This window comes from Arthrobacter sp. Y3221157, from assembly GCF_059089865.1.
The window spans coordinates 42,473-65,075 of sequence record NZ_JBNHFD010000007.1 but is presented as its reverse complement, the minus strand read 5'-3'; the positions used below and the strand labels follow the sequence as shown (position 1 = coordinate 65,075).

General features: G+C 62.1%; 18 protein-coding genes and 1 pseudogene. 12 read left to right on the top strand and 7 right to left on the bottom strand.

Annotation, left to right across the window (positions count from 1 at the left end):
• Window positions 1–426: 426 nt before the first annotated feature.
• A complete protein-coding gene (locus AC5RTT_RS04075) occupies window positions 427–558 on the bottom strand; it encodes a hypothetical protein (RefSeq protein ID WP_494144108.1) in 132 nt (43 codons plus the stop codon).
• 341 nt (window positions 559–899) lie between these two features.
• Window positions 900–1,550, bottom strand: a complete 651-nt coding sequence (locus tag AC5RTT_RS04070; protein ID WP_494144107.1) for a TetR/AcrR family transcriptional regulator — start codon at window positions 1,548–1,550, stop codon at window positions 900–902.
• Window positions 1,551–1,610: 60 nt separating this feature from the next.
• On the opposite strand from AC5RTT_RS04070, the gene AC5RTT_RS04065 reads away from it, so the two are divergent.
• The gene (locus tag AC5RTT_RS04065) at window positions 1,611–2,276 is read left to right on the top strand and encodes a flavin reductase family protein (protein WP_494144106.1); all 666 of its coding nucleotides are present in this window, start codon (window positions 1,611–1,613) and stop codon (window positions 2,274–2,276) included.
• A 251-nt stretch (window positions 2,277–2,527) separates the two neighbouring features.
• Here AC5RTT_RS04065 and AC5RTT_RS04060 read toward each other — a convergent pair whose 3' ends face one another.
• Complete coding sequence (locus AC5RTT_RS04060) at window positions 2,528–2,866, bottom strand: DUF202 domain-containing protein (protein ID WP_494144105.1); 339 nt, start codon at window positions 2,864–2,866, stop codon at window positions 2,528–2,530.
• Window positions 2,867–2,870: 4 nt separating this feature from the next.
• Window positions 2,871–3,275 carry a YidH family protein gene (locus tag AC5RTT_RS04055; RefSeq protein WP_494144104.1) on the bottom strand — a complete coding sequence of 135 codons (405 nt, stop codon included), beginning with the start codon at window positions 3,273–3,275 and terminating at the stop codon, window positions 2,871–2,873.
• 362 nt (window positions 3,276–3,637) lie between these two features.
• Here AC5RTT_RS04055 and AC5RTT_RS04050 point away from each other — a divergent pair, with 362 nt between their 5' ends.
• From AC5RTT_RS04050 to AC5RTT_RS04000, 11 genes are all read left to right on the top strand, one after another.
• Window positions 3,638–4,732 (top strand): LacI family DNA-binding transcriptional regulator, encoded by a 1,095-nt coding sequence (locus AC5RTT_RS04050; RefSeq protein ID WP_494144103.1) that lies wholly within the window; start codon window positions 3,638–3,640, stop codon window positions 4,730–4,732.
• A gap of 632 nt (window positions 4,733–5,364) precedes the next feature.
• Entirely contained in the window at window positions 5,365–6,633 is a 1,269-nt protein-coding gene (locus AC5RTT_RS04045; protein WP_494144102.1) for an MFS transporter, read from the top strand.
• A gap of 136 nt (window positions 6,634–6,769) precedes the next feature.
• Window positions 6,770–7,870, top strand: a complete 1,101-nt coding sequence (locus AC5RTT_RS04040) for an LLM class flavin-dependent oxidoreductase (protein WP_494144101.1) — start codon at window positions 6,770–6,772, stop codon at window positions 7,868–7,870.
• 122 nt (window positions 7,871–7,992) lie between these two features.
• A complete protein-coding gene (locus tag AC5RTT_RS04035) occupies window positions 7,993–9,306 on the top strand; it encodes a flavin monoamine oxidase family protein (protein WP_494144100.1) in 1,314 nt (437 codons plus the stop codon).
• A 26-nt stretch (window positions 9,307–9,332) separates the two neighbouring features.
• Complete coding sequence (locus AC5RTT_RS04030) at window positions 9,333–9,797, top strand: (2Fe-2S)-binding protein (protein ID WP_494144099.1); 465 nt, start codon at window positions 9,333–9,335, stop codon at window positions 9,795–9,797.
• Window positions 9,794–13,177: a molybdopterin cofactor-binding domain-containing protein gene (locus tag AC5RTT_RS04025; RefSeq protein WP_494144098.1), complete on the top strand. Its 3,384-nt coding sequence runs from the start codon at window positions 9,794–9,796 to the stop codon at window positions 13,175–13,177. The genes AC5RTT_RS04030 and AC5RTT_RS04025 overlap by 4 nt, the downstream gene beginning before the upstream one ends.
• Window positions 13,178–13,209: 32 nt before the next feature.
• Window positions 13,210–14,757 (top strand): amidohydrolase family protein, encoded by a 1,548-nt coding sequence (locus tag AC5RTT_RS04020; RefSeq protein ID WP_494144097.1) that lies wholly within the window; start codon window positions 13,210–13,212, stop codon window positions 14,755–14,757.
• Window positions 14,754–15,893 carry an amidase family protein gene (locus tag AC5RTT_RS04015; RefSeq protein WP_494144096.1) on the top strand — a complete coding sequence of 380 codons (1,140 nt, stop codon included), beginning with the start codon at window positions 14,754–14,756 and terminating at the stop codon, window positions 15,891–15,893. Before AC5RTT_RS04020 ends, AC5RTT_RS04015 begins: the two co-directional genes overlap by 4 nt.
• 109 nt (window positions 15,894–16,002) lie before the next feature.
• The gene (locus tag AC5RTT_RS04010) at window positions 16,003–17,430 is read left to right on the top strand and encodes an aldehyde dehydrogenase family protein (RefSeq protein ID WP_494144095.1); all 1,428 of its coding nucleotides are present in this window, start codon (window positions 16,003–16,005) and stop codon (window positions 17,428–17,430) included.
• Window positions 17,431–17,691: 261 nt separating this feature from the next.
• Window positions 17,692–18,063, top strand: a complete 372-nt coding sequence (locus AC5RTT_RS04005) for a hypothetical protein (RefSeq protein ID WP_494144094.1) — start codon at window positions 17,692–17,694, stop codon at window positions 18,061–18,063.
• Window positions 18,056–19,198, top strand: coding sequence for an XdhC family protein (locus AC5RTT_RS04000; RefSeq protein ID WP_494144093.1), 1,143 nt, complete (start codon window positions 18,056–18,058; stop codon window positions 19,196–19,198). The genes AC5RTT_RS04005 and AC5RTT_RS04000 overlap by 8 nt, the downstream gene beginning before the upstream one ends.
• Before the next feature lie 281 nt (window positions 19,199–19,479).
• On the opposite strand, the gene nboR is transcribed toward AC5RTT_RS04000, so the two are convergent.
• From nboR to AC5RTT_RS03985, 3 genes and pseudogenes are all read right to left on the bottom strand, one after another.
• Window positions 19,480–20,136: a nicotine blue oxidoreductase gene (nboR, locus tag AC5RTT_RS03995; protein WP_494144092.1), complete on the bottom strand. Its 657-nt coding sequence runs from the start codon at window positions 20,134–20,136 to the stop codon at window positions 19,480–19,482.
• 728 nt (window positions 20,137–20,864) lie between these two features.
• Window positions 20,865–21,569: a hypothetical protein gene (locus AC5RTT_RS03990; protein WP_494144125.1), complete on the bottom strand. Its 705-nt coding sequence runs from the start codon at window positions 21,567–21,569 to the stop codon at window positions 20,865–20,867.
• A 27-nt stretch (window positions 21,570–21,596) separates the two neighbouring features.
• Window positions 21,597–22,259, bottom strand: a pseudogene (locus tag AC5RTT_RS03985) (carboxylesterase family protein); the annotation flags it as partial.
• Window positions 22,260–22,603: the final 344 nt, after the last annotated feature.

Below are 22,603 nucleotides of genomic sequence, written 5' to 3'. Positions count from 1 at the left end.
TGCCATCTGGGTGAGCTCCGGGGTTCGACAGTTCGTTAGAACAGTACATACCGTGCTCCAGTACAACAAGAACCGGAATCTTCTCCCCATGCCATTTCCTAGAATGAAGGTGCTGACAGTCAACCTGCAGTCTCGAGGTAGGGATGAGTGGCAACAAGTTCCAAGAGTGCAGCCAGTGCTGCGCGTGTACGGGTCAGCCGTTTAAGTTCTCGCGGCACTGCCATCCAGTACGTTCTTTGAAGATGCACCGCCTCAGGCAGGATTCTGACGAGACCATTGTCCGTTTTTAAGGCGACCGCAAGACCGGTTCCTGCTGTTACCCATTGGCCCGTGATGATGTTGGTTTGTATCACGGGGCGAAGTCCTGGAAGTACCTCATCTAAGAATCTGAGATCATCAGGCAGGCGGCCAACTGTGTCGAGCCCGCTATTCCGGATGCGTGGTGCCGATTGCTATGAGCATTCCCTCCGCTGTGGCGGTGTGGCCACCCCTAATTTCGATGGAAATGCCGGTGCCGCTGCCGTGGACGCTGGTGGTTTGGTCAAGGAGCAGGGTCACGCCCTGCCCTTGTTGGTCGCCAGGGAAATGGCCACAGCTTTCGCCGGCTTGGGCGCGGTGACCCTGATTGCCCGGCGGCTCCTTTGCAGTATGAACCATCCGCCGCACGCCTCCGGCGATGATGGCTAGACTCTCCGACCTCAATGTCGGGCAGGAACGAGCCTGAACCGGTGGCACGGCATAGGTGTCCCGGGCGGTGATTTCAGTTGTTGCACCGTCTGCTGCGGTGACGGTGCCGTCTCGTTCCGGCACATGATGAGTAGACTCGGGTCCATCAAAGGACTCCTGGGCACAGGTGTATCAGCGTCCCAGGCCACGTCCGGCACGCACTAAATCAGACTCTACTCAGGAGGTCTCGACTCTTCTTCCGTGAGGGACATCAGGCTTCGCCTGATGAAAGCAAGGATGACGCTTGGCCAGGCATCCGGTCGAGGTTCTCCGCCGATGTGAGTGGAGTAGTAGTAGCCGAACAGTAGGTTGATGACCAGGTCTTCGTTGGTCGATGACGGAAGTTGGCCACTAGCAATGCCCTGTCTGATGATCTTTCGGAGCCGGTCGCGTCTGGTCTTTGTCACGTGGAGGCGGTATTGCGCGATCAATTCCGGCCACTGTTCCTCGTACGAGAGCAGCGTGCTGGTAATGGCCATTCCGTGGCCTCGGTCGACGGCCCGTTCAAAGAGGACGAGCTCTGTGTGCAGCCCTTCCCAAACATCCGTGGTCGTCGTAGGTGGATCGTTGATCACTATGGTGGCAATGGCTGCCGTCGCAAGCTCGATTTTCGTCGGCCAGCGACGGTAGATGGTCGGTTTGCTTACGCCAGCTTCGGCAGCGACCGCTTCCATGCTCATGCCGGCAAACCCACTTGCTCTCAGCACGTCGACGGTAGCGCGAAGAATTTTTTCGTCCACGCCTGCATCGCGCGGTCGTCCCCTGCCCCGGTCGATGTCTACCGGCGAGAAGTCACTGGAATTGCTTGACGACGTCTTAGCCATCCACCTATTGTAGCTAATAGATTTACGAAACGTGTTAGTATCGATAATAGAAAGGAAGCCATGATCAACGTGCCTTCCCAGCGGTCTCACGCCACATACAAATCGATCGTGACATCGGGTCTATCTGAGCGAGACGTCTATCGGCTGTCGACCGGCATTGTTGTACCCCGACCGATAGCCTGGATCACTACGCGCAACGAATACGGGGGAGTGAACCTCGCACCTTTCAGCGCATTCGTCATCATTGCCAACGACCCGTTGATGATCGGGGTCACTATTGGCCGGCGGGGCGCAGTCCTCAAGGACACTGCGCGAAACATCCTGCGCACAGGCCAGTTCGTCATCAACTCTCCTCACATCTCTCAAGCTGAGCTTGTGCATATGAGCGCCGAAGAGGTTTCAAGCAATGTAAGTGAAGTCGAGGCGCTTGGCTTAACGACCATTCCGAGCCACGAAATTGATGTGCCTCGGTTGGCTGACGTATCTGTTGCCATGGAGTGCGAGTTCGTTGAATCGATCGAGTTTGGGAGGGCGAAGACCGAGTTCTTCGTCGGGGAAGTGAAGGTCGTACACGTCAAGGAGGGGCTGCTGGACAATGGAAAGATCGACACGGCTGCCCTCGAGCCACTCGGGCGCGTGGCCGGTCCACGCTATGCCGGTATAGGTTCGGTTACAACGTTTAGCGGCCTTCAACACACACTGCACACCGAGGGCGGCGGTGACTGACCTCGGCGAAGTTGCAACGCCGGGCACCTGCATCCGGAGGACCAGGGCTGACATCTGTCAGGTTTCCTTGTGCCCTTACTGGACGAGACTCGAGTTGGAGGTCACGCCTCCGGACTTATCAATTATGGCTATACAAGAGACCGTGTTCGATTTGGCCAATTTTAAGCAGGCCCAGCGTTCCAGCAACTAAAAGATGCTAGTAGTTCGACATCGAGTACCACTCCTACAGGGTTGCTGTCGCAACGCAGAAACTAGCTGCCGAGCACAACTCCTATACCGAGTATTCCCAGCACTACTCCGGCGACGGCTGTCCACAATACTGGGGATATTTCGGCGTTGACCTTCTCCTGCAAGATGCCATAAGAGCTGCTGCGGTACCGACGGCGCTGCGTGAGGTAGATGGCAGCGGCGGCAGTTGCAGCCACTGCGAACAATGTCAGGATGGGCAGTCCGTGATGAGGAAGCCAGCGGAGGAAGATGGCGCTGACAGTCACTAGGGCCAGCATGGTTCTGCCCCAGGCGAGAGTGGTACGTTCCGGTTGCAGACCAGCATCCTGGTGGATGCGATCGGGCGGCCGATTGGGCGTCATGCGTTCACCGCCAAAGGATGACGACCAGTACGACGGCGGCGGCCAGTGCACCCGCTGTAGCCAGCAGCGGAACAATCAGCGGAAGCGGAAGGGGCGCTTTGTGGCGCATGCTGCGCTCCACCTGCAGCCACCGCACAGCCGATCCCGCGCTCAACATCATCCCCAGCAGAAGCAGAAGGACCGCCAGGCCCTTGCGGACGGGCTCAATGAACAGGTCTGCCGTGAACGCCTCAATAGCAATACCCCCTGCCAGGAGGGCAAGCGATGTGCGGATCCAAGCCAGAAACGTCCGCTCATTAGCAAGCGTAAGGCGAGGGTCCGGCTCGGATCCGCCTGGAAGCAGCCACTCGGCGATCTTCCCGCGTGAGGGAGGAACGGGACCGGCGCCCTTCGTGATGTCACTGGACACGGGCAGTCCGCCGCCTTTCAAATCCACGCTTGATGCTGGAGGGGGTCAGGTGTATGGAGCTTCTGGCTGCCAAGTAGGTAGCGGTTGCAGTAGGAGTCATGACAAAAATAGCACCCACCCCGCCTGACCCGGCCCCTTGAATATGTCAACGGAATTCAGGACCACTAGGACGGTCGGATCCAGGACCACGAGGCCTCCGGCACACGGCGGGGTAAAGGGTCCTGCGATGACTCGACGCAACGTCGGACTCTTACGAACGGATTGTCCTTACTGGGTTTGGCCATCAAGTGCGCCGGCACGCGCGACCAACGGTCCGTGACCGCTGTGGCAGAATCGGCTTTGTCAGGGTTAGTCCCTAACGGGTGCATACATGGTGGCCGATCGGAGGACCCGCGTTGACAGAAGGTTTGGACGACAGTCGGCCACGCGCATCCATTAAAGATGTAGCCTCAGCGGTCGGCGTGCACGTCTCGACGGTGTCCAGGGCGCTGCGACGCGATCCGGAGTACCGGATCTCGCCTGAAACGATTGAGCGCATCGAAACCGCTGCGAAGCAACTTGGTTATCGACCTGATCCTGTCGCGGCGGGTATGCGGACAAAGCGCACCGGGGTGATTGGTGCCCTGGTTCCGCGGCTCAGCGATCCAGTGCTCGCGACCGTCTACGAGAGCATCGAGACAACCGCTTCGGAATTTGGTTATCAGGCCCTGGTTTCTACGACACACGACGATCCCCGCATACGCGCGCAGAAGCTCGCGCTCCTGCGCGATCGCCGGGTCGACGGCGTGATTGTTGCCGACATCCGTCGACAGTCCGGCGACCTCCGGGCGCTAGAGCGCTGCGGTATACCGTTTGTTCTGGTAAGTCGGCGGAGTGGTGACGCTCCAGCGGTTACCGGTGACGACTACAGGGGCGGGTATCTTGCGGGTCAACACCTGGCAGCCATGGGGCATACGCGAGTGGCAATTATCGGTGGGCCTGCGTTCGCTAGCACGGCTTGGGGGCGAGTAGCGGGTTGTCAGGCTGCACTCCGAGACGCTGGGATCTCGGTCCCAACGGCTTACACGGTTCGCACCACTTTCGATGCTATCGGCGGCGTCGAAGCCACGCGCAAGCTGTTGGCGCTGCGGGACCGGCCGACCGCCCTGTTCGCCGGGGATGACTACGTAGCTATCGGCGCCATGGGTGCCATGCAGCAGCACGGTTTGCTGCCAGGTCGAGACCTGGCGATTGTTGGATTCAATGACATTTCCGTTTCTGCCTCGCTGCCGGTTCCACTGACGACCGTTAGATCGGACCTTGTCGAGATGGGCGCTGGGGCCATTCGGTCGTTGTTGAAAGTGATGGGCGGTGAGGATGCCCTAAACATTCGCATCCCGACAGAGCTTGTCGTTCGGAGTTCATCTGAGGGTCAGGCGTCCGAGAGTCCACTAGTTTGTGCTGACCGGGCACGCTAGACGCACAATGTAGGCGGCTCTGGGGGTCCGTTCGGACTCGCGTGCGTCTGGAGCGCCACCGTAATCGGGGCCAAGCCTCCTCGTGTGCCCGCATTCGCCTAACTCCCGGTCACCTGGTCCGGGAGTTAGATCATCACCCAAGCCGTGACTTCATCGAACAGGTTCTGTCCACATGGCGATGCCGCGGAACCATGACGGCCGTAAATTTTGTGCAACTCAACTATGGACTTTCCCGACAGGGGGGACTTACAGTTAATGCAACCGATTTCGCAGCTGAAGCAAATGCTGCTTAGGAGGCACAGATGACCGGCTTAACCGAGAGTTCAAAGTGGCACTGCGGAAGCGGCTGCGACGTCTGTGGCCCTAGCAGCGGCGGTGGAGTCCAAGCCTAAGGTGCACCTGCGCGGCCGCTCAGCGACTATCGCGGAGCACGCCGCCTTAGGGGGCAAAATCTTCTCCAACCCTGGCGCATGAAACCCGACCGCGTCAGGCCACGCATATCTCGGGTGACCCTCTAGCGCGGCTCAGAAGCCAGCGCACGACCCCCAACCACAAGAGAGGTACTCGCTATGGATGGTCGGAAACCGACTTCTTCACGTCCCTTGACTCCCGGCGGCATTGCCGTTGCGTCAATGGTCGGCACCACGATCGAGTGGTATGACTTCTACGTATTCGGCATTATGGCGGCGATTTTTTTCGGTCCGTTGTTCTTCCCTAACCACGATCCGGTAACAGGCTTCTTGTTCTCTGTTGCAACGATCGGGGTCGCCTACCTGGCCCGCCCCCTCGGAGCGATGATCTTCTCCCACTACGGAGATAAGTTTGGGCGCAGAAATACCTTGATGACTTCCCTCCTTCTTATGGGTGTAGCCACCTTCGGGGTGGGCCTGCTCCCTACTTACAACAGCATCGGTATTTGGGCTCCGATCCTCTTGGTCGCGCTGCGCTTCGTGCAGGGGCTGTCAGCAGGTGGCGAATATGGCGGGGCGGTTCTCCTTGCCGTTGAGAAGGCGCCAGCCAACCGCCGCGCCTACTACGGCTCCGCTCCCTCCGCTGGCGTTCAGCTGGGCAATTTGATCGCGGCGTGCGCGATTCTGGCAGTCCAGCAGATGCCGGACGAGGCGTTCAACTCATACGGATGGCGTATCCCGTTCCTCCTGAGCATCGTGCCACTCGCCATCGGCCTATTCGTGCGCATGCGGATCAGTGAGACGGAGGAGTTCGTCCACGCGAAGGGACACGTTGAGGCGCCTCCGAAGCTGCCCCTGTTCGTGGTGCTCCGCGAGCACTGGCGTGTCGTGATTGTCTCGGTTGGCTTCATCTTCTTCACACACGCCGGCTACATCATCTTCGCCTTTCTGCCGGGCTACGCCACGAACGTCCTCGGCATGGACGCGCAGTGGTCGACAATCGGGCTCATCATCGCTGGCGTCGTCGGTCTGGTGACACTCGCGGTGGTTGCGCCGAGAGTGGATGGGAGGGACCGTCGGGCGTTCACGGGAGCAGGCGGCTTGCTCGTCGCGCTCTACGCCTTTCCGGCGTTCTTCCTTGTCATTCACCTGGGTGTGGCGGGCTTCATCATCGCTTTGGTGCTGGGGTTCATGATGTTGTCGATCCACAATGCCGCACTGCCCTCCCTGTTGGCCGACCAGTATCCGGTGCTTGTCCGCTACACCGGTATCTCGCTGAGCTATTCGCTCTCTGCGATCATCGGCGCCGGTCTCATGCCGGTTCTGGTCAGCTACTGGGTGAAGGAGGCAGGCCACTTCTGGCCGGCGGCTTTGTTCCTAACGGTTGGAGGCCTCATCACGGTTGCGGGCAGCTGTTTCGCGAGGCGCAATGCCACAACGGCTATACCTGGAGCCGAGCCGCACGCGCAGGTTGTGGAGGCCAAGCCCTAGGGGGACCTGCATGGCCGCTCCGCGTCACAGCGGAGCGGCCGACCAGAAACATCTCGAAGCAACATAACCCGGATGCGGCGCTCCTTCCGAAGGAACCGAAGCGCCGTGTCCCCTTGAGGAGAGAGGCGGATACGCCATGCAGAAGACAATTGACACCGGGATTTTCATCCCGGTTGGCAATCACGGGTGGATTACGTCGGTGAACGCACCGGCAGCTGAGACGGGGGAGTACGAGCGCGTGCGCCAGATCGTCCTTGGAGCAGAAGCACTGGGATTCGACTTTGCACTGAGTCCAGCAATCTGGCGGGGACGCAAGGGTCCCTCGAAGCACTGGATGCACGTGCTGGAGTCATTAACGACGTCGGCTGCCCTCTTGGAGGCAACGAGCCGGATCAGAGTGTTCAGCACCGTTCACATGACCATCTACCCGCCCGCGACGATTGCAAAGATGATCGCGACCCTCGACCAAATCGGTCCGGGGCGGGTTGGATTGAACCTGGTCACAGGGTCCAGCCGGCTGGACTTGGCTCATCTTGGGCTATGGAACGACGAACTCGACCACGACCGCCGATATGACCTTGCCGATGAGTGGATCCAGCTAGCGAAAAAGTTCTGGACCGACGAGGTCATCGACCACAAGGGGGAGTTCTTCCACACCGAGGAAGGACACATGGGCCCCAAGCCCTCCCGCATGCCGGAGCTGGTGAACGCCGGCGCTTCGCCGCGTGGTTTCCGGTTCGCCGCGGACAACTGCGACATCGCCTTCTTCCCCGCCAGCGACGATCCCAAGTCGATCGAGACAGCCAAACGTGGCAAGGAAATGGCGCGCGAGTACGGGAACCCCGATTTGAAGAGTTACGGGCTCGTGACGCTCATCCCTGGTGCCACGGATGACGAGGCGCAGGCACGATTGGATTCCTTCAACGAAGGCGTTGACCTGGAGGCGTTGGAAGACGTTGCCGCGGGCTATCAAGAGAACAAAAGCTTCAAAGATCTCAGCTCGTCGTCCTTGACCTTGACGGGTGGCGATGCGAGGAGGTCGGTCCCGCCGGGCGAGCTTGTCGGCTCGTACGAGACATTGGCCCGCCGCCTCGCGACCACCATCATCGAGAGCGACCTCGATGGCTTGATGGTCCGGGTCCCTGACTTCGTCACGGACCTTGAGGCGATTGCGATGAAGACCCTGCCCCTTCTTGCGAACTACGGTGTCGAATGCCGGGTGGGTAAGCCCAGCTGATCCAGGCACGGCAGGGTCCCGCACCAGCGGGTCCGGTCGAGTGACCACGACCAATTGGCTGCCGCGCTCATTCACGGCAGCACCTCCTTCTCGAAGGGGGTCTCAAAAGAAGGGTTCAGTTCATGCCCAATTCGTACGACGCAATTGTGGTCGGCGCTGGGTTTGCGGGCGCGGTCGCGGCACGCGAACTGCGTGCCGCGGGCTTGGCGACGCTGGTCCTCGAGGCGCGTGAGCGCGTCGGGGGCCGGGCGTTTCACCGCAAATTTACCGGGGTGGACGCGCACATCGAGATGGGGGGCCACTCGTTCCTCCCTCGGCACCAGAACATGGTCCGTGAAATGGAGCGGTATGGACTAGGACCCTTGAACCGGCCAACACCGCAGGAATACGTGTGGTCTTTGGGCGGCACCCGCCGCACAAGCGGTTTCCCGATCCCCATGGAGGAGGGGGCGGATGCCGCCAGGGTGCTCGCACTCATCCGGGAGGCCTCCTTCCGTGTGGTGCCAAACGTGCCGCACGACCAGCAGCCAATCCGCGATCTTGATGTGTCATTCGGTGAGTTCGTCGACCGGATGCAGCCCCCGCCGGTGACACGCGATCTTCTCCTAACTTGGGCATCGCTTTACACCGGCACGGAGGCCGACGCCACATCGGTTCTATGGCACCTGCACAGCATTGCCATGCATGGACACAACCCGGTGGCGCTCGCTCCGGCCAGCAAAATTGCTTCCGGGACGCAGAGCCTCGTAACTGCAATCATCGAGGACGGTGATGCCGAGATTCGGCTGTCCACGCCGGTGAGCAGGATCGCCCAGGACGCGCACAGCGTCACGGTGACGACCAAAAGCGGTGTCGAGTTCACCGCCAGCCGCGCGGTGATCGCGTTGCCGGTCAACGTCTTGGCCGACATCGATTTCATACCCCGACTCAACGAAGGCAAACGCGCGATAGCTGCGGAGCGCCACTCCGGTCAGTGCATAAAGGTCTACGCACTCGTCGAGAACCTGCCGAAACCGGTCATGGCCGCAGGCTGGGGCGTAGGAAACATGACCTGGTTTTCGACAGATCAGCTCCTCCCCGAGGGCAATCTGCTCCTCGGCTTTGGCTACCCACGTCCCGGCTTCCGTCCGACCGAAATCGCCGATGTACAAGCAGCGCTAGACGTCTACGTCAAGGGTGCCCGGGTCGTGGCTGTTGACAGCCACGACTGGGCCGGGGACCCCTATGCCCAGGGCACGTGGATGACGCCGCGCCCTGGCCAGCTCACCCGACTCATGTCTTCGCTGTCCGCTTCCGAAGGACGCCTCCACTTCGCTGGCGCCGACATCGCAACGGGGTGGTTCACGGCTATGGAGGGTGCGCTAGAGACAGGACGGCAAGCGGCTTATGAGTTACACGCTCGCCTTCGTTCCGAGAACGTGAGCGTGCCGAAGTGAACCACGACAACGAAGGGAACCCATTGATGTCCGATTTGACCGTCGACGGTACGAGCATCCGCGTAGACGTCCCAGGGGCCACAGTCCTCGAAGTACTCCGCGCGAACGGCTTCACGGGACCGAAACGGGCCTGCGGGCGGGGGGAATGCGGTGCGTGCACCGTGCTCGTCGGTGATCGACCCGTCATGGCATGCGTCCTGCTCTCCCAGCTGGTGAACGAACCCGTGACAACGGTGGCCGGGCTGGGAGATGAGGGCAAGGACCTGCGGGAAGCATTCGCTGACCATGCAGCGTTCCAATGCGGGTTCTGCACCCCCGGGCAGATCATGCGAGCAACGGCGTTGCTGCGCGACAAGGGCTGCAGTAGCCGGAGCGAGGTCACCCAGGCCATGGCAGGGAACGTGTGCCGCTGCACTGGCTACGTGCAGATCGTCGATGCCGTATGCGCGGTGGCCGCAGTGCGCCACGGGCAGGGTGAGGAGACCAAATGACAGTCGTGGGAAGATCCGTCAGACCGCTTGACTGGGAAGCCAAGACTTCGGGCACCGCACAATACGTGGCCGACGTGCAGCCCGAGGGCATGCTCGTCGCACGAGTCCTGCGGTCCCCTTTTCCGCACGCCAGGATTCGACGCCTCGACGTGCGGGCTGCCGAGCGGGTCCCAGGCGTACGTGCGGTAATCACGGCGGCCGACTTCCCCGAAGGCATGCTCTACAAGCACATGGGGGAGCCAATGTCGGACCGGCCACCGCTCGCGGTGGACCGGGTCCTATACGTCGGCCAGGAGGTCGCCGCGGTTGCTGCTGACACAGCCGAAGCGGCGGAGGAGGCCCTGCGCCGGATTGTGGTTCGATACCGGCGGCTGCCCGGGGTTCTGACCGTGTCCAAGGCGTTGGGGCGCACGGCGCGCAAACTCCACGAGCGGACCAGCGCAACCAACGTGTCGGTTGAATCCGCCGGCACGTTTGGCGACCTGCAGTCAGCACTGGCTAACAGTGCCACCTCCGTTGCCGGCACCTACCGCTATCCACGCATTTCTCATGCACCCATGGAGCCGAACTCGACGCTCGCGTGGTGGCATGACGAGCGGCTGGAGCTCTGGACGTCGTCCCAAGCCCCCTACTGGATCCAGCACGAGGTGGCACGGGTTTGCGGCCTCGAGCCGGAGCAAGTGGTCTGCAGGGATGTGGCAATCGGCGGCAGCTTTGGCTCGAAGTCGAAGGTATCGGAGCACGAGGCACTGGCCGCAATGTTGTCGATCAAGGCCGGCAGCCCCGTCCAGCTCTTGTACAGCCGCACAGAGGAGTTCGCCAACACCAAACCGCGGCACGAGTTCACGACTACGGTTCGTGCGCACGCCGATAAGGACGGGCGGATGTGCCTCTTCGATGCTGACATTGACGTCGATAATGGCGCCTATAATCACTACGGTGCTGGTGTGATGGCCGCGGGCATCAAGCACTTCGGTCTGATGTACCGTCCCGACGCGGCACGGTGGCGGGCGAGACTGGTTGACACGAACCTCACTCCGGGCGGCCAGTTCCGTGGCTTCGGACAAACGCAGACCACCCTTGCCCTTGAGTGTGCAGTCGACGAACTCGCAGAGCGGTGCGGTGCCGACCCGCTCGACTTTCGGATTGCCAACGCCAGCACCGCAGACAGCGAGACGCTCTCCGGCGCAAAGGTGGGTTCCAACCGCCTCGTCGACTGCCTGCAGACGGTTCGCGAGCTCATTGGCTGGGACGAGAAGAAGGTCGCTCGTTCTCCCTGGCGCGGCGTCGGTGTTGCTGCCGGTGTTCATTCGAGCGGCGCGTACGCTTTCCCCGGCAGCAACGTGAGCGCCGCCGGGCTCGAAGTGACCAGCACCGGGGAGGTGATCGTCCGATTCGGTGGCGCAGACGCCGGGACCGGGCAGCGAACCATCCTCGGCCAGATCGCAGCTGAGGTGCTGGGGCTGGACGTCGAAGCGGTACGGGTCATCATGAGCGATCGTGACGAGACGCCTCCGGACATGGGCGCTTGGGGGTCACGAGGCACTCACATGGGTGGGCAGGCGACGCGAAACGCTGCCGAGGCCCTCGCAGCTCGTCTTCGGGAGCTGGGGGCAGAGAAATTGGGGACGTCCGACGTTCGCCTGCGAGCGGGACGAGTGGAGTCCTCTGACGATGCGGTCGACATCGGTGACCTGGTAAGCCTGGCCCCTGAGGCGGTCGACGGTAGCCTTCGAATTGACCTCGACTATGTCGAGGAACGTATGCAGCCCTCTTTCACCGGGCTCGCCCGTCCGAACGTCTCTGCCTCCTACGCCTTCGCCGCGCACGCGGTCGAGGTGGAGGTTGACCCGGATACCGGGGTTCTCACCGTCCTCGACTATGTCGCGGCACACGACATTGGCCGTGCCATCCACCCCGCTCTGGCTAAGGGACAGATCATCGGGGGGGTGGTCCAAGGTCTCGGCCCGGTCCTGGGTGAACGCATCATCCACGAAGGAGGCCGCGTCGTGAACCCCTCCTATGTTCACTATCCGCTGCCGCGGTCAACGACAGTGCCCTCGATCCGCGCCGAACTGGTGGAAGGTCCCGAACCGGCAGGTCCGTTCGACGCCAAGAGCGTCAGCGAGATCGCCATCCTTCCGCCGGCACCAGCGCTGCTCAATGCCGTCTACGACGCGACAGGCATTAGGTTCCGGAGTCTGCCGCTCACCCCGGATGTCATTCTCTCTGCGTTACGGCAGCGCGATGGCAAGAGCCGTCGCCGGTACCACCTTCTCCGGCGCCCGTCGCGGTGGCAGATTGAACTGTTCCGGCGGCTCTACCCCATAGGGCTTCATGTGCTGCTTGATCGGGTTGGCACTCGCTTCGCACGCAAGGCGAGGCCACAACCCATCCAGTCGGTCCTCACCCCGAGCGATGTGGCTGACGCGCTGGAGGCTCTCGAATCCAAGGACGCCACCATCATCGGTGGCGCCACGGATGTGCTGGTACAACGCGATCAAGGGCTGACCTATCCAGCGACCCTGGTCGCGACGTCCAGGATCCCGACCCTGCGCGTGATCGACCAAGGTGATAGTCACGTTCGTATAGGTTCGGCCATCACCCTCGAGGAGCTTGCCGACTGGTCCCGGGCACGCCTCCCCGTGGTCGCCCAGGTTATCGACAGCATCGCATCGGCGCAGATCCGCTCCGTAGCAACCGTCGCAGGCAACCTCGCGCAGGAGAAGCGTTGCTGGTTCTTCCGCACCGGCTTTGACTGCTACAAGCGCGGGGGCACGACTTGCCCCTGCTACGCGGTCGAGGGCGATCACAGCATGTATCACGCCGCGATTGGCGGCCATCGGTGCCAAGCGGTCACGCCGTCAGACCTGGCGACCGTCTTCGCCGCTTTGGACGCTCGCATCGTCATTAACGGCCCGTATGGGCTGCGTACCGTGCCGATCTCGGATCTGTACAGTGGTCCTGGAGAGCTCTCACTGAAGGCTTCTGAGCTCATTGAGGCTGTGGAAATACCGCTTCGGGCCCTCGGCCGCGCCACTGCCTTCGCTAAAATCCAGCAGTACGAAGGTGACTTCGCTGTGGTATCTCTCGCGGTATCAGTTGAGATCGATGACGACGGCAGGTGGCACGACCCGCGGATGGTGTTCGGTGCACTCGCGGCCAAGCCTTGGGCCCCGACCAAAACGCTCCGCGCAATCGCAGGTACGCATCCAACACACACCGAACTTCTCGCGCTGCTCGAGAGTGAGTTCGAGTGGACTGCACATCCATTGCCTCACAACGAATGGAAGCTTGACGCCGCGCTTGGGCTTGTCGGAAAGGTCCTCGACCAACTGGAACGACAAGCAGCCACAATCGATGACGCCGCTCAGGGGTGAGGCGCGTTTCGGGCGCGACCGACTCTGCGCCGATGGCTCACCTCGATGTCAACGCGGAACAATCCGATATGAATGGGAACGGCATGCTTTCAACAACTGAAACCGGGACCGCGAGTCCCTCATCCAACCCGGACGCACGATCAACTGATTTTGCCCGTGCCCAGCGTTTCCGAGAAGGTCCGGTGCAGTACGACTTGGTGGTCAGCGGGGGCACGGTGGTGACCATGGACGCGGCGGGCACCGTGATCTCCGATGGTTTTGTCGGTGTGCGAGACGGCGTCATCGTCGACGTCCTGACAAGATCGGAAGCTCCCGAATTCAACGCGGGCACGTTCATCGACGCTAATGGGCAGGTGGTCACCCCTGGCCTCATCGACGCGCACAACCATCCCGCTCACTTCCTCTCTAAAGGGTTGGCGGACGACCTTGAGCTGAGCCGCCGCTCGTTCGAACGGATCTGGCCCTTCGAGTTAGGACTAACCGATGAGGAGGCTCAGCTCAGCGCCACTGGGACGTTCGTTGAAATGATCAGCACCGGCACTACATGTTTCGCCGACCCCGGAAGCTACTACCCGGATGCGACTGCCCGTGCTGCCCTTGCCGTAGGTATTCGTGGCGTCGTCGCGCGAGAGGTCTGCGACGTGGCTCCACCTGGGGCGCCTCCCCAGATTGTCGAGGATCTCAAGGCGGGAATGGCTGATGCCGATCGCGTTGTTCGTGATTGGAACGGCGCCGGGGGAGGCCGCCTACGTGCCATGTACTCGTTGGTTCGGCCTTCGACTGTGAGCGACGACCTCTGCCAAATGGTCCGGGATGCGTCCCAACGGACCGGTGTACCCATCCACGGGCATCTCCTGACGGGAAACCGGCCGAGTGCCGAGACACGACTGGTGACTGGGGCGGACGGGTCTCTAGCCCGGTATCAGCGCCTCGGTGTGCTGGAATGTCCACTCCTGCTCGTGCACCTCGGGCCGCTGGACGAATGGGAGCGAACGGCCCTGTTGGAGAACTCGGTCGCCGCTGTCCACTGTCCGTCGGCCAGCATGCTCGGAGGGTTCGGAGCCATCGCACACGGCAACTTCCCGGAACTCGTGGCAGAGGGCGTCGTCGTCGGGCTCGGATCCGATGCCGGGGCAATCAGTCGATTCCTGGATATGGTTCGGATAGCATACTTGGCGGCCTGCGGTCACAAGGATGCTCGTCGGGACCCTGAAATCATGGGGGCCCAGCAGGCCTTCCGCATGGCGACCATCGACGGTGCCCGTGCGTTGCGTTGGCAGGATGCCATCGGTTCCATCGAGCCCGGCAAACTCGCCGACTTGGTTGTCTTCGAGACGAGCGGTCCCGAGTGGCAGCCGAACCCGCTCTCTCGGCCGATTGAGAACTTGGTGTACTCGGCAAGTGGACGCTCGGCAAGAGATGTGATCATCGACGGCGCTGTGGTCATGCGCGACCGTCGCATCGACGGGGTGGACCTCGAGTCCCTCTACGCCAAGGCGAGCCGGGCTGCGACCGCCATCCAGCGCCGTCTGAACATTGACCACCATGCCCCTGGCCCGCGACGGCATGGTGTGACGTGACCTCATCGGCGACTTGGATCACCCGTATAGATCAACCAAGTGACGGGTGGAGGCTTGCCGTCAAAGACGCAATAGACGTGGCAGGTTCCGTCACGACGCTCGGCTCGAAGAGTGTCGCCCGCCGCCGACCGAAGGCGTCGCAAGACGCGGCATGTGTCGCCGCGCTGCGAGCAGCAGGTGGCCGCGTGGTGGGGAAGACGAATCTGAGTCCTTTCTGCTTCGGCACGACCGGCATTAATGTCGACTTCGGAACCCCGACGAATCCACGCTGGCCCGCTCTCCTCCCAGGAGGGTCGTCGAGTGGCTCCGCTGCTGCTGTGGCCTCATTTGAAGCCGACCTCGGGCTCGGGACTGACACGACGGGTTCCGTCCGGATCCCCGCGGCATGCTGTGGCGTGGTCGGTATAAAGCTGACGAACGGGGGGAGCGATGATGAAGGAGTCTGGACTCTGAGTGCAGGTTTGGACTCCATCGGGCTTCTTTCCAGGAACGTGAGCGACGCCTTAACTGGACTCGACGCCTTGGGGTTATCCGTCGACGGCAGGGCTGCGCGGCGGATTGGACGAGTACTGGTACCGGGTGTCGATCCTGCGATCGAGCGTGTGGTCGATCTGGCGTTCGCAGCTGCGGGCATGGTCCCGGATCGAGTGCGCGGGCTTGACTGGACAACCGCCGCTCGGGCGGCCGAGTGCATCGTCATCACGGACGCCCAAACATCTATTGGCGCACTGTTCGAGGGCGAGGGCATCGAGTGCTCAATCGAGGCACGGACACGACTTGAGCAAGCCGCGCGCATCGAACCCGGACGCATGAACTGGGCCCTTGAGTTCCAGAAGCGCTGGAGCCAGGAAGTGCGCCAGGCCCTTGAAGAGTTCGATGTCGTCGCCACGCCAACGCTGCCAACATTCCCCCCGGCTCGAGGAGGGCCCCTTCGATCGCTCAATCTTATGACTGCTCCGGTCAACCTGGCCGGCCTGCCAGCCATTGCACTGCCGTTGGGGGGTCAGTCGGCCCCCGTTAGCCTGCAACTCGTGGGTCGGGAGCACGCAGAAGGTGAGCTTATTGCAACAGCCGCTCTCTTCCAAGAGTTCCTTACCCAGCCAGCTAAACACCCGGAGTTGATCGGCCGTGCGTAACGGAGTCCCGCAGTTGATAAGTCTCCGACGACATGCACGGTGCCTGGCTGAATCCAAACAACCGCCATCCTCTAGCCACAAACGAAGCCTGCACAAGGAGAAACCGGAAATGATAAACGCACAGAAGTTTTATATCGATGGGAAGTGGGTCGATCCCATCTCGTCTGCAACCCTCGATGTCGTCAACCCCGCAACCGAGGAGGTCATCGACACGGTCGCGCTCGGCAACGACGCGGACGTCGAAGGCGCAGTGCTCGCCGCCCGCCAGGCGTTCGACGGCTTCGCCGCCACCACCCGTGACGAAAGGGTCATGCTGATCGAGCGGATCATCGAGGTATACCAGACGCGCATCGGCGACCTGGCCGACATGATCAGCGCGGAGATGGGTGCCCCGGTCGCCTTGGCGAACGGTCTGCAGGCCCCGCTCGGCATTGCTCACTTCTCGACCGCCATCGAGACGCTCAAGAACTTCGGGTTCGAGGAGACGGTCGGAACGACGACCGTGGTGTATGAGCCTGTCGGCGTGTGCGCCTTCATCACGCCGTGGAACTGGCCTATTAACCAGATCGTCGCCAAGGTCGCCCCGGCACTGGCAGCGGGGTGCACGATGGTGCTGAAGCCGTCGGAGATCGCACCGTTGAACGCCATTATGCTCGCCGAGATCCTCGACGAGGCAGGGATCCCTGCTGGTGTCTTTAACCTGGTCAACGGAGACGGGCCCATTGTCGGTACTGCGCTCTCGTCTCATCCAGAAGTCGACATGGTTTCGATCACCGGATCGACCCGTGCCGGCATCGAGGTTGCCAAGAACGCGGCTCCGACGGTCAAGCGTGTCGCACAGGAACTCGGAGGCAAGTCCGCCAATATCATCCTGGACGACGACGCGTTCGCCGAAGCCGTGGCGCGGGACATCGCGCGCGTGGTGGTGAACTCGGGTCAGTCGTGCAACGCAGGATCGCGAATCCTGGTCCCCGCGGGCAGGATGGAAGAGGCAGCCAAGATTGCCCACAAGACCGCGACGCAACTTGTCGTCGGCTCACCCAGCGACCCCGAAACGCAGGTGGGGCCGGTGGTTTCCGGAGCTCAATTCGCTAAGATCCAGAGTCTGATCCAGACTGCGATTGACGAGGGCGCGAGGGTGGTTGCCGGAGGACCCGGACGCCCGGACGGCGTCGATGTCGGCTACTTCGTCAAGCCGACGGTGTTCGCCGACGTCCACAACAACATGACGATTGCCCGTGAGGAAATCTTCGGTCCGGTCATGACGCTGATTGGCTACGAGGACGAGGAAGACGCGGTCCGCATCGCGAACGACACAAACTACGGGCTATCCGGGTACGTCTCGTCGGCCGATCCCGACCGAGCGCGTCGCGTCGCTCGTCGGCTGCGGACTGGAATGGTCCACGTTAACGGCGCTCCGGTGAGCGTCGACGCGCCGTTCGGCGGCTACAAGCAGTCCGGCAACGGACGTGAATTCGGCAAGTTCGGCTTGGAGGAGTTTCTTGAGGCGAAGGCGATCTTCGGGGATAATGCCTGACCGGTGTCGCGGTGACGAGGAAGGACGGACCATTGCCACGCGCGTGTGTCGTCGCCCTTCATACAGAGGCTGTCGAGTCCCGCTCCGATTGTCAGCTTTGCTGCGGCCGCGCCCGAGAGCATCACTATCGGTTTCACCGCCTCCGATTACTCAGACGTTCGTGACCCTCCGGCCGCTGCGAGGATACGACGCAGCTCCCGCCACCCGCTGGCGCCGCGCCGACGATGAGGCGGCCCGAACCTTCTGCACCGGGGGTGCCGAATGGGCCAGCCCGCGCAGGTCGTCCACCTCCGCCCGTCCCGCAACCTGCGCCCGCGCCGCGACGAGCTGCCTGTCCATGCCGGGGGCTCCATGAGCGGCGATGCCGGTTGGCTCCTTCGTCTCGCGCACAGGCTCACCCAGGCCGCGCCCCAGACGATCGAGACCTGGGACACCGCACCACTTACCGAGCAGGTTCAGCACCTGCACGGCGCCGCGTATCGAGTGGTGTGGGGCGGCCCGCGCCGGGGCAAGGTCCGAGGCGAGCCCGTCTCGCAGGGCGTGCTGGCTGTCTTGGCAGACGGGGACGATTGCGTCACGGGAGACTCGCCTGCAGCGTACGCCGAGGTTGTAAAGGTGGTGGCACATGCGTGAGGTCCTCCCCGAACTGCTCGCCTGGTGGAAGCAGGGCGAGACGATCGGCGTCGGTACGGTCGTCGCGACCTTCCGGTCCGCGCCCCGACCGCCCGGCGCCTCAATGCTGGTCGGGCCGGACGGCTCCGCGGTCGGGTCGGTCTCCGGGGGCTGCGTAGAGGGTGCCGTGTACGATCTTGCCCAAGCGGTCGTCGAGTCCCGCGAGCCGGTCCTGGAGCGGTACGGCGTCTCCGACGATGATGCGTTCTCGGTCGGGCTCACCTGCGGCGGGACCCTCGACGTATACGTCGAACCGGTCTCCCGCGAGACCTTCCCTGAGCTCGGCGAGGTCGCCGCCGACCTCGACGAGGGAAGGCCGGTCGCCATCGCGACCGTCATCGACCACCCCGACCCGGCGTGCATCGGGCGGCGCCTCGTCGTCCACCCGGAGTCCGACAGCGGCTCGATCGGGTGGTCCAAGGCCGACGACGCGGTCCGCGAAGACGCGCTCGGCTTGCTGGCACACGGCACCAGCGGCGTGCTTACCTATGGCCCCGACGGCGGGCGACGCGGCGAGGGGATGCGCGTCTTCGTCTGCGCGTTCGCGCCGAAGCCACGGCTCCTCGTCTTTGGCGCCATCGACTTCGCTGCCGCGGTCGCCCGGGTCGGGGCGTTCCTCGGGTACCACGTCACCGTGTGTGACGCTCGACCCGTCTTCACGACGACCAGCCGGTTCCCCGAAGCCGACGAGGTCGTCGTCGACTGGCCGCACCGCTACCTCACCGCCGAGCAGAAGGCTGGCCGGATGGACGGGCGGACAGTCGTCATCGTGCTCACTCACGACCCGAAGTTCGACGTGCCCCTGCTCGAGGTCGCGCTCCGTCTCCCCGAGGTCGCCTACGTCGGTGCGATGGGCTCACGGCGCACGCACGAGGACCGCACCGAGCGGCTCCGGAATGCCGGGCTCACCGACGACGAACTGGCTGGCCTGCGGAGCCCGATCGGCCTCGATCTCGGTGCTCGTACACCAGAGGAAACCGCGCTGTCCATCGCGGCCGAATTCGTGGCCGACCGCTGGGGCGGCACAGGTGAGCGCCTGACCGAGACCGCAGGGCGGATCCATCGCGGCCTCGGAGGAGATGAGCGTCAAAAGTAGTTGGGAGCGGGACCCTAACGAGACGCACGCTGCAATCGCTGACATTGAGCGCCGTTCAAAGCCAGCATGGGCGGTCTTTGTCTCCGCCAGAAGGGGACTGACGGACCGTGATGTTGAAACGGAGAACGCGCTAACGGGGCGCGGAAAACGCTGCCCTGAAAACCGGAGTTTCGTATGTGGCCGGTGATCGGTGGACACCCGTGTCTGAACGGCCGCAATCGTCGCGCCGCACATCCATTCCCTTGACGAACGGTGTGCCTGCGCGGATGAGGGATTCCGCCCTAGTCGAGAAGCCGCAACTGGTCCGGGGTGTCTATGTCCTCACCAGTGGACTGGTCGCTGCAGTCCACTTCGTCCACCAGGTCCGGGTGGGCCTGCAGGAATCCGCGGGCACCGGCATCGCCACTCACCGTCACGCTCACCGATTCGCGAAGGGAAGCGTCGATGAGCAAGGGATGTCCGCGGTGCAGCCCCAACTTCTGCCTGCCCGCCCGCCTGGTATCGGTGGTTCCCGGACGGCGGTAAGCGGCGGCGGTGATCCGGCCAGGCCGGTGGGAGGCTAGCAGGCGTCCCACTGTTGTAAGGGTGAGCCCCGGCTGGTCCACGAGCGCGATCAGCAGATGGTCGGCCGGGTCCGCCGCCTTCTCACCAGACAGGAACGAACTGCCCATCCCCGTATACCAGTCGGGGTTGATGATGACCCGGTAACGGTTCAGGTCGGTGATGGCCGCCACGCTGGGAGCCCCGGCACCGAGAACCACCACTACCTCCCGGCAACCGCCACCGAGCAGGTTAGCTGCAACGACTTCAACCAATGGCCGGCCGCGGTACGGCAGCAATGCTTTAGGGCCCATGCCGAGGCGTCTGCCGGCCCCGGCTGCCAAGACGACACCTGTGGCTCTGCGGCCAATTGTGCCCTCCGCGCCAACATCCTCCATAGCTGCACCCTAACAAAAACACTCGTGGCAGCCCCCGCGCCAGACACGTGAGCCAGCTCGTCATTGGGCCATGCCCGATCTCGAGACCGACATCCGCGAGCCGTCCGTCACCGTCGCTCGCTGATATGCGCCTAGGTAGTGAGAAACAAAGCTTCCCGTCGAAACGGCACGAGATGAACACGTGTTTGGTTCACGGAGGAATTTGCTTTTTGGTGACATGGGGGAGTGGTCAACGAGTCATTCTCCACCTGTAGACGCGACTGAGTACATGAGGCCTGATTAGCCTCCTTTGACTTCTTCAGGACCGCGCGCGGCTGCCAAATCGTGAACTTCCGGCAGGTACTTCTCCTGTTCTTCGATCTTGCGGCGGTAGACGTCATGGGCAACTTGTTTCGCAATCCCAGCACGTCGCCATCTGGGACCACGCGGGCCGGGGTCAGGTGGATTTGAGAATCAGCGCCTGGCGGTGAGCAGCTCGACGGCATTCGCGTTCGGCTGCGTCAGCATTGATTCTGAAGACACCCGGCCGCGCCGCTTGCGATCTCATCGACTTACCCCTCGGCCTAATGCAACCACCGGATAATCGACCAATCCTCCACCGGGATCACTCACCGAATGTTTGGAACGGGCGGCTCAGTCTTCAACCGTCCGTCCTAATGGCGCACTTTTAAATCGGCACAGAACAGCGTCTTGACTCGGGAGGCTGTGATAATTTCTCACCTCCCGGCCTATCCCTTTTGCTCGCCGCCTTGGACGAAGCCGATTAGCTGATGAATCAGCTCTTCTGATGTTTCCTTGAAGGTTTGGTCATCCACCCCGTTTAGCATTGGTGCATCGCTCCAGGCATGACGGTTGCCGAATTGGAAAGGAAGGTCGTAACAATGACCAGCGAGCACACGGGGCTGAGGACTCCTTGACGAGAAAATATGCAACTCAGTTGAAATACCAGCAGAGGCGTACGCGGCTCTGAGTTCTTCGGAAAGACGCTGAAACTGGGACCACGAGGACAGGGCAACGAGTCGTTGATAAGGGGACAGTTCGCCCGAAGGGCACTCTGGAATGTTCACCGGGTGCAAGCGACCGGGTGGGGGCAAGTCTGCCGGGTCCCAGGTTGCTAGCAGCTCATCAACTTGTTCGGGAGTTGCCTTCGACTCCCTGGGAGAGTTGAAGAAAAACATCGCTGATTCTTCTGCCGTATAGCGGAACAGGACGGCCTCAGCATGGCATGCTGACGCTGACCAAAGAGGATTCAGAAGCTTGCGGGGAATGCCCGGAGACATGGAGGGCAAATAGCCCGAACCCACATATCCGAGACCTTGATTAGAACTCGGGGGCCAAGTTGGGGTACCGGCAACTGCTTTGGCGCCGGCTCGGAGAAGCTCGCCGGTCGGGACCATAGCTGGGTCGCGCCCGTTCAGGGCGCCAATAACCATGCTGTACACCTGACGCTGCCGACTTGGACTCCAGAGTGCGCGCTTGGACATGCTTAAATGAGCCGCACGTCTCAGTAGCCCCTGGCTCTCGGGCAGAACAGTCAGCAGGTGACCGTACCAAGCCCCAGCGGATTGGCCAACAACTGTGACTTGATCTGGGTCTCCGCCGAGGCCGGCAATGTGCTCGTTCACCCACCGCAAGGCACAAAGGAGATCCGCAAGGGGAAGGTGCGTACCCTCGTCGGCAGCTTGAACGAGGTGCCCCAGGGGTCCAAGCCGGTAGTTCACCGTCACCACGATCACGCCTTCGCTAGCCAGCCGTGCACCGTCGTACCATTCCTGCGCCCCACCGCCTGTGGTCCAAGCCCCACCATGTATGAAGAACAGCACCGGCAGTTTATCCGCGTTCTGCGGAGTCCACACGTTAAGGAAAAATGCGCCGTCGGACTGAGGGTTCTCTTTCCTACCGCGACCCATGGCAGCCGACAGCCTGCTGGGCAACTGTGGAAAGATGGGAACCCCTGCGAGGCTATCAACATCTATTTGGTCGTGGACCGAGTGGGGCAGGCCGAAGCGCGTTCCACCCTCTGTTTCGGCGTATCGGATGCCCCGAAAGGCAACTACGCCTCCATTCGCCGATCCACGTAAGACGTTCGCCGCAGCCTTAGTTCTCACGCTTATAACCGCCATCGATTGTCCTTTACCCAACGACTGATCGCTCTTTTCAATCCCTACGCCACTTCGACTAATTTGTGAGATCCGAGCGCAGTGTTGCGTCGTGCCATCACATAGATGTGTCAGGTTTGTCGTCAGCTGCACTTGCTGCCATTCCTTTGGAAGCGTCGCGACGTCAAGACCAGCCCAGTTGCTCCGAGCCCATCGTCTACTGGCCTTGTTACGGCCGTCAATAGTATGCAATAAGAAGTTAGAATGTCCGGCAATTTGAAATGCGGCGCATGTAAGAGGTCAGTGCCGGGATGAATATGTCGGGGGAGTCTGGTCGGGGCCGCGAATCGTGAGAGTCCGTGGCGGTA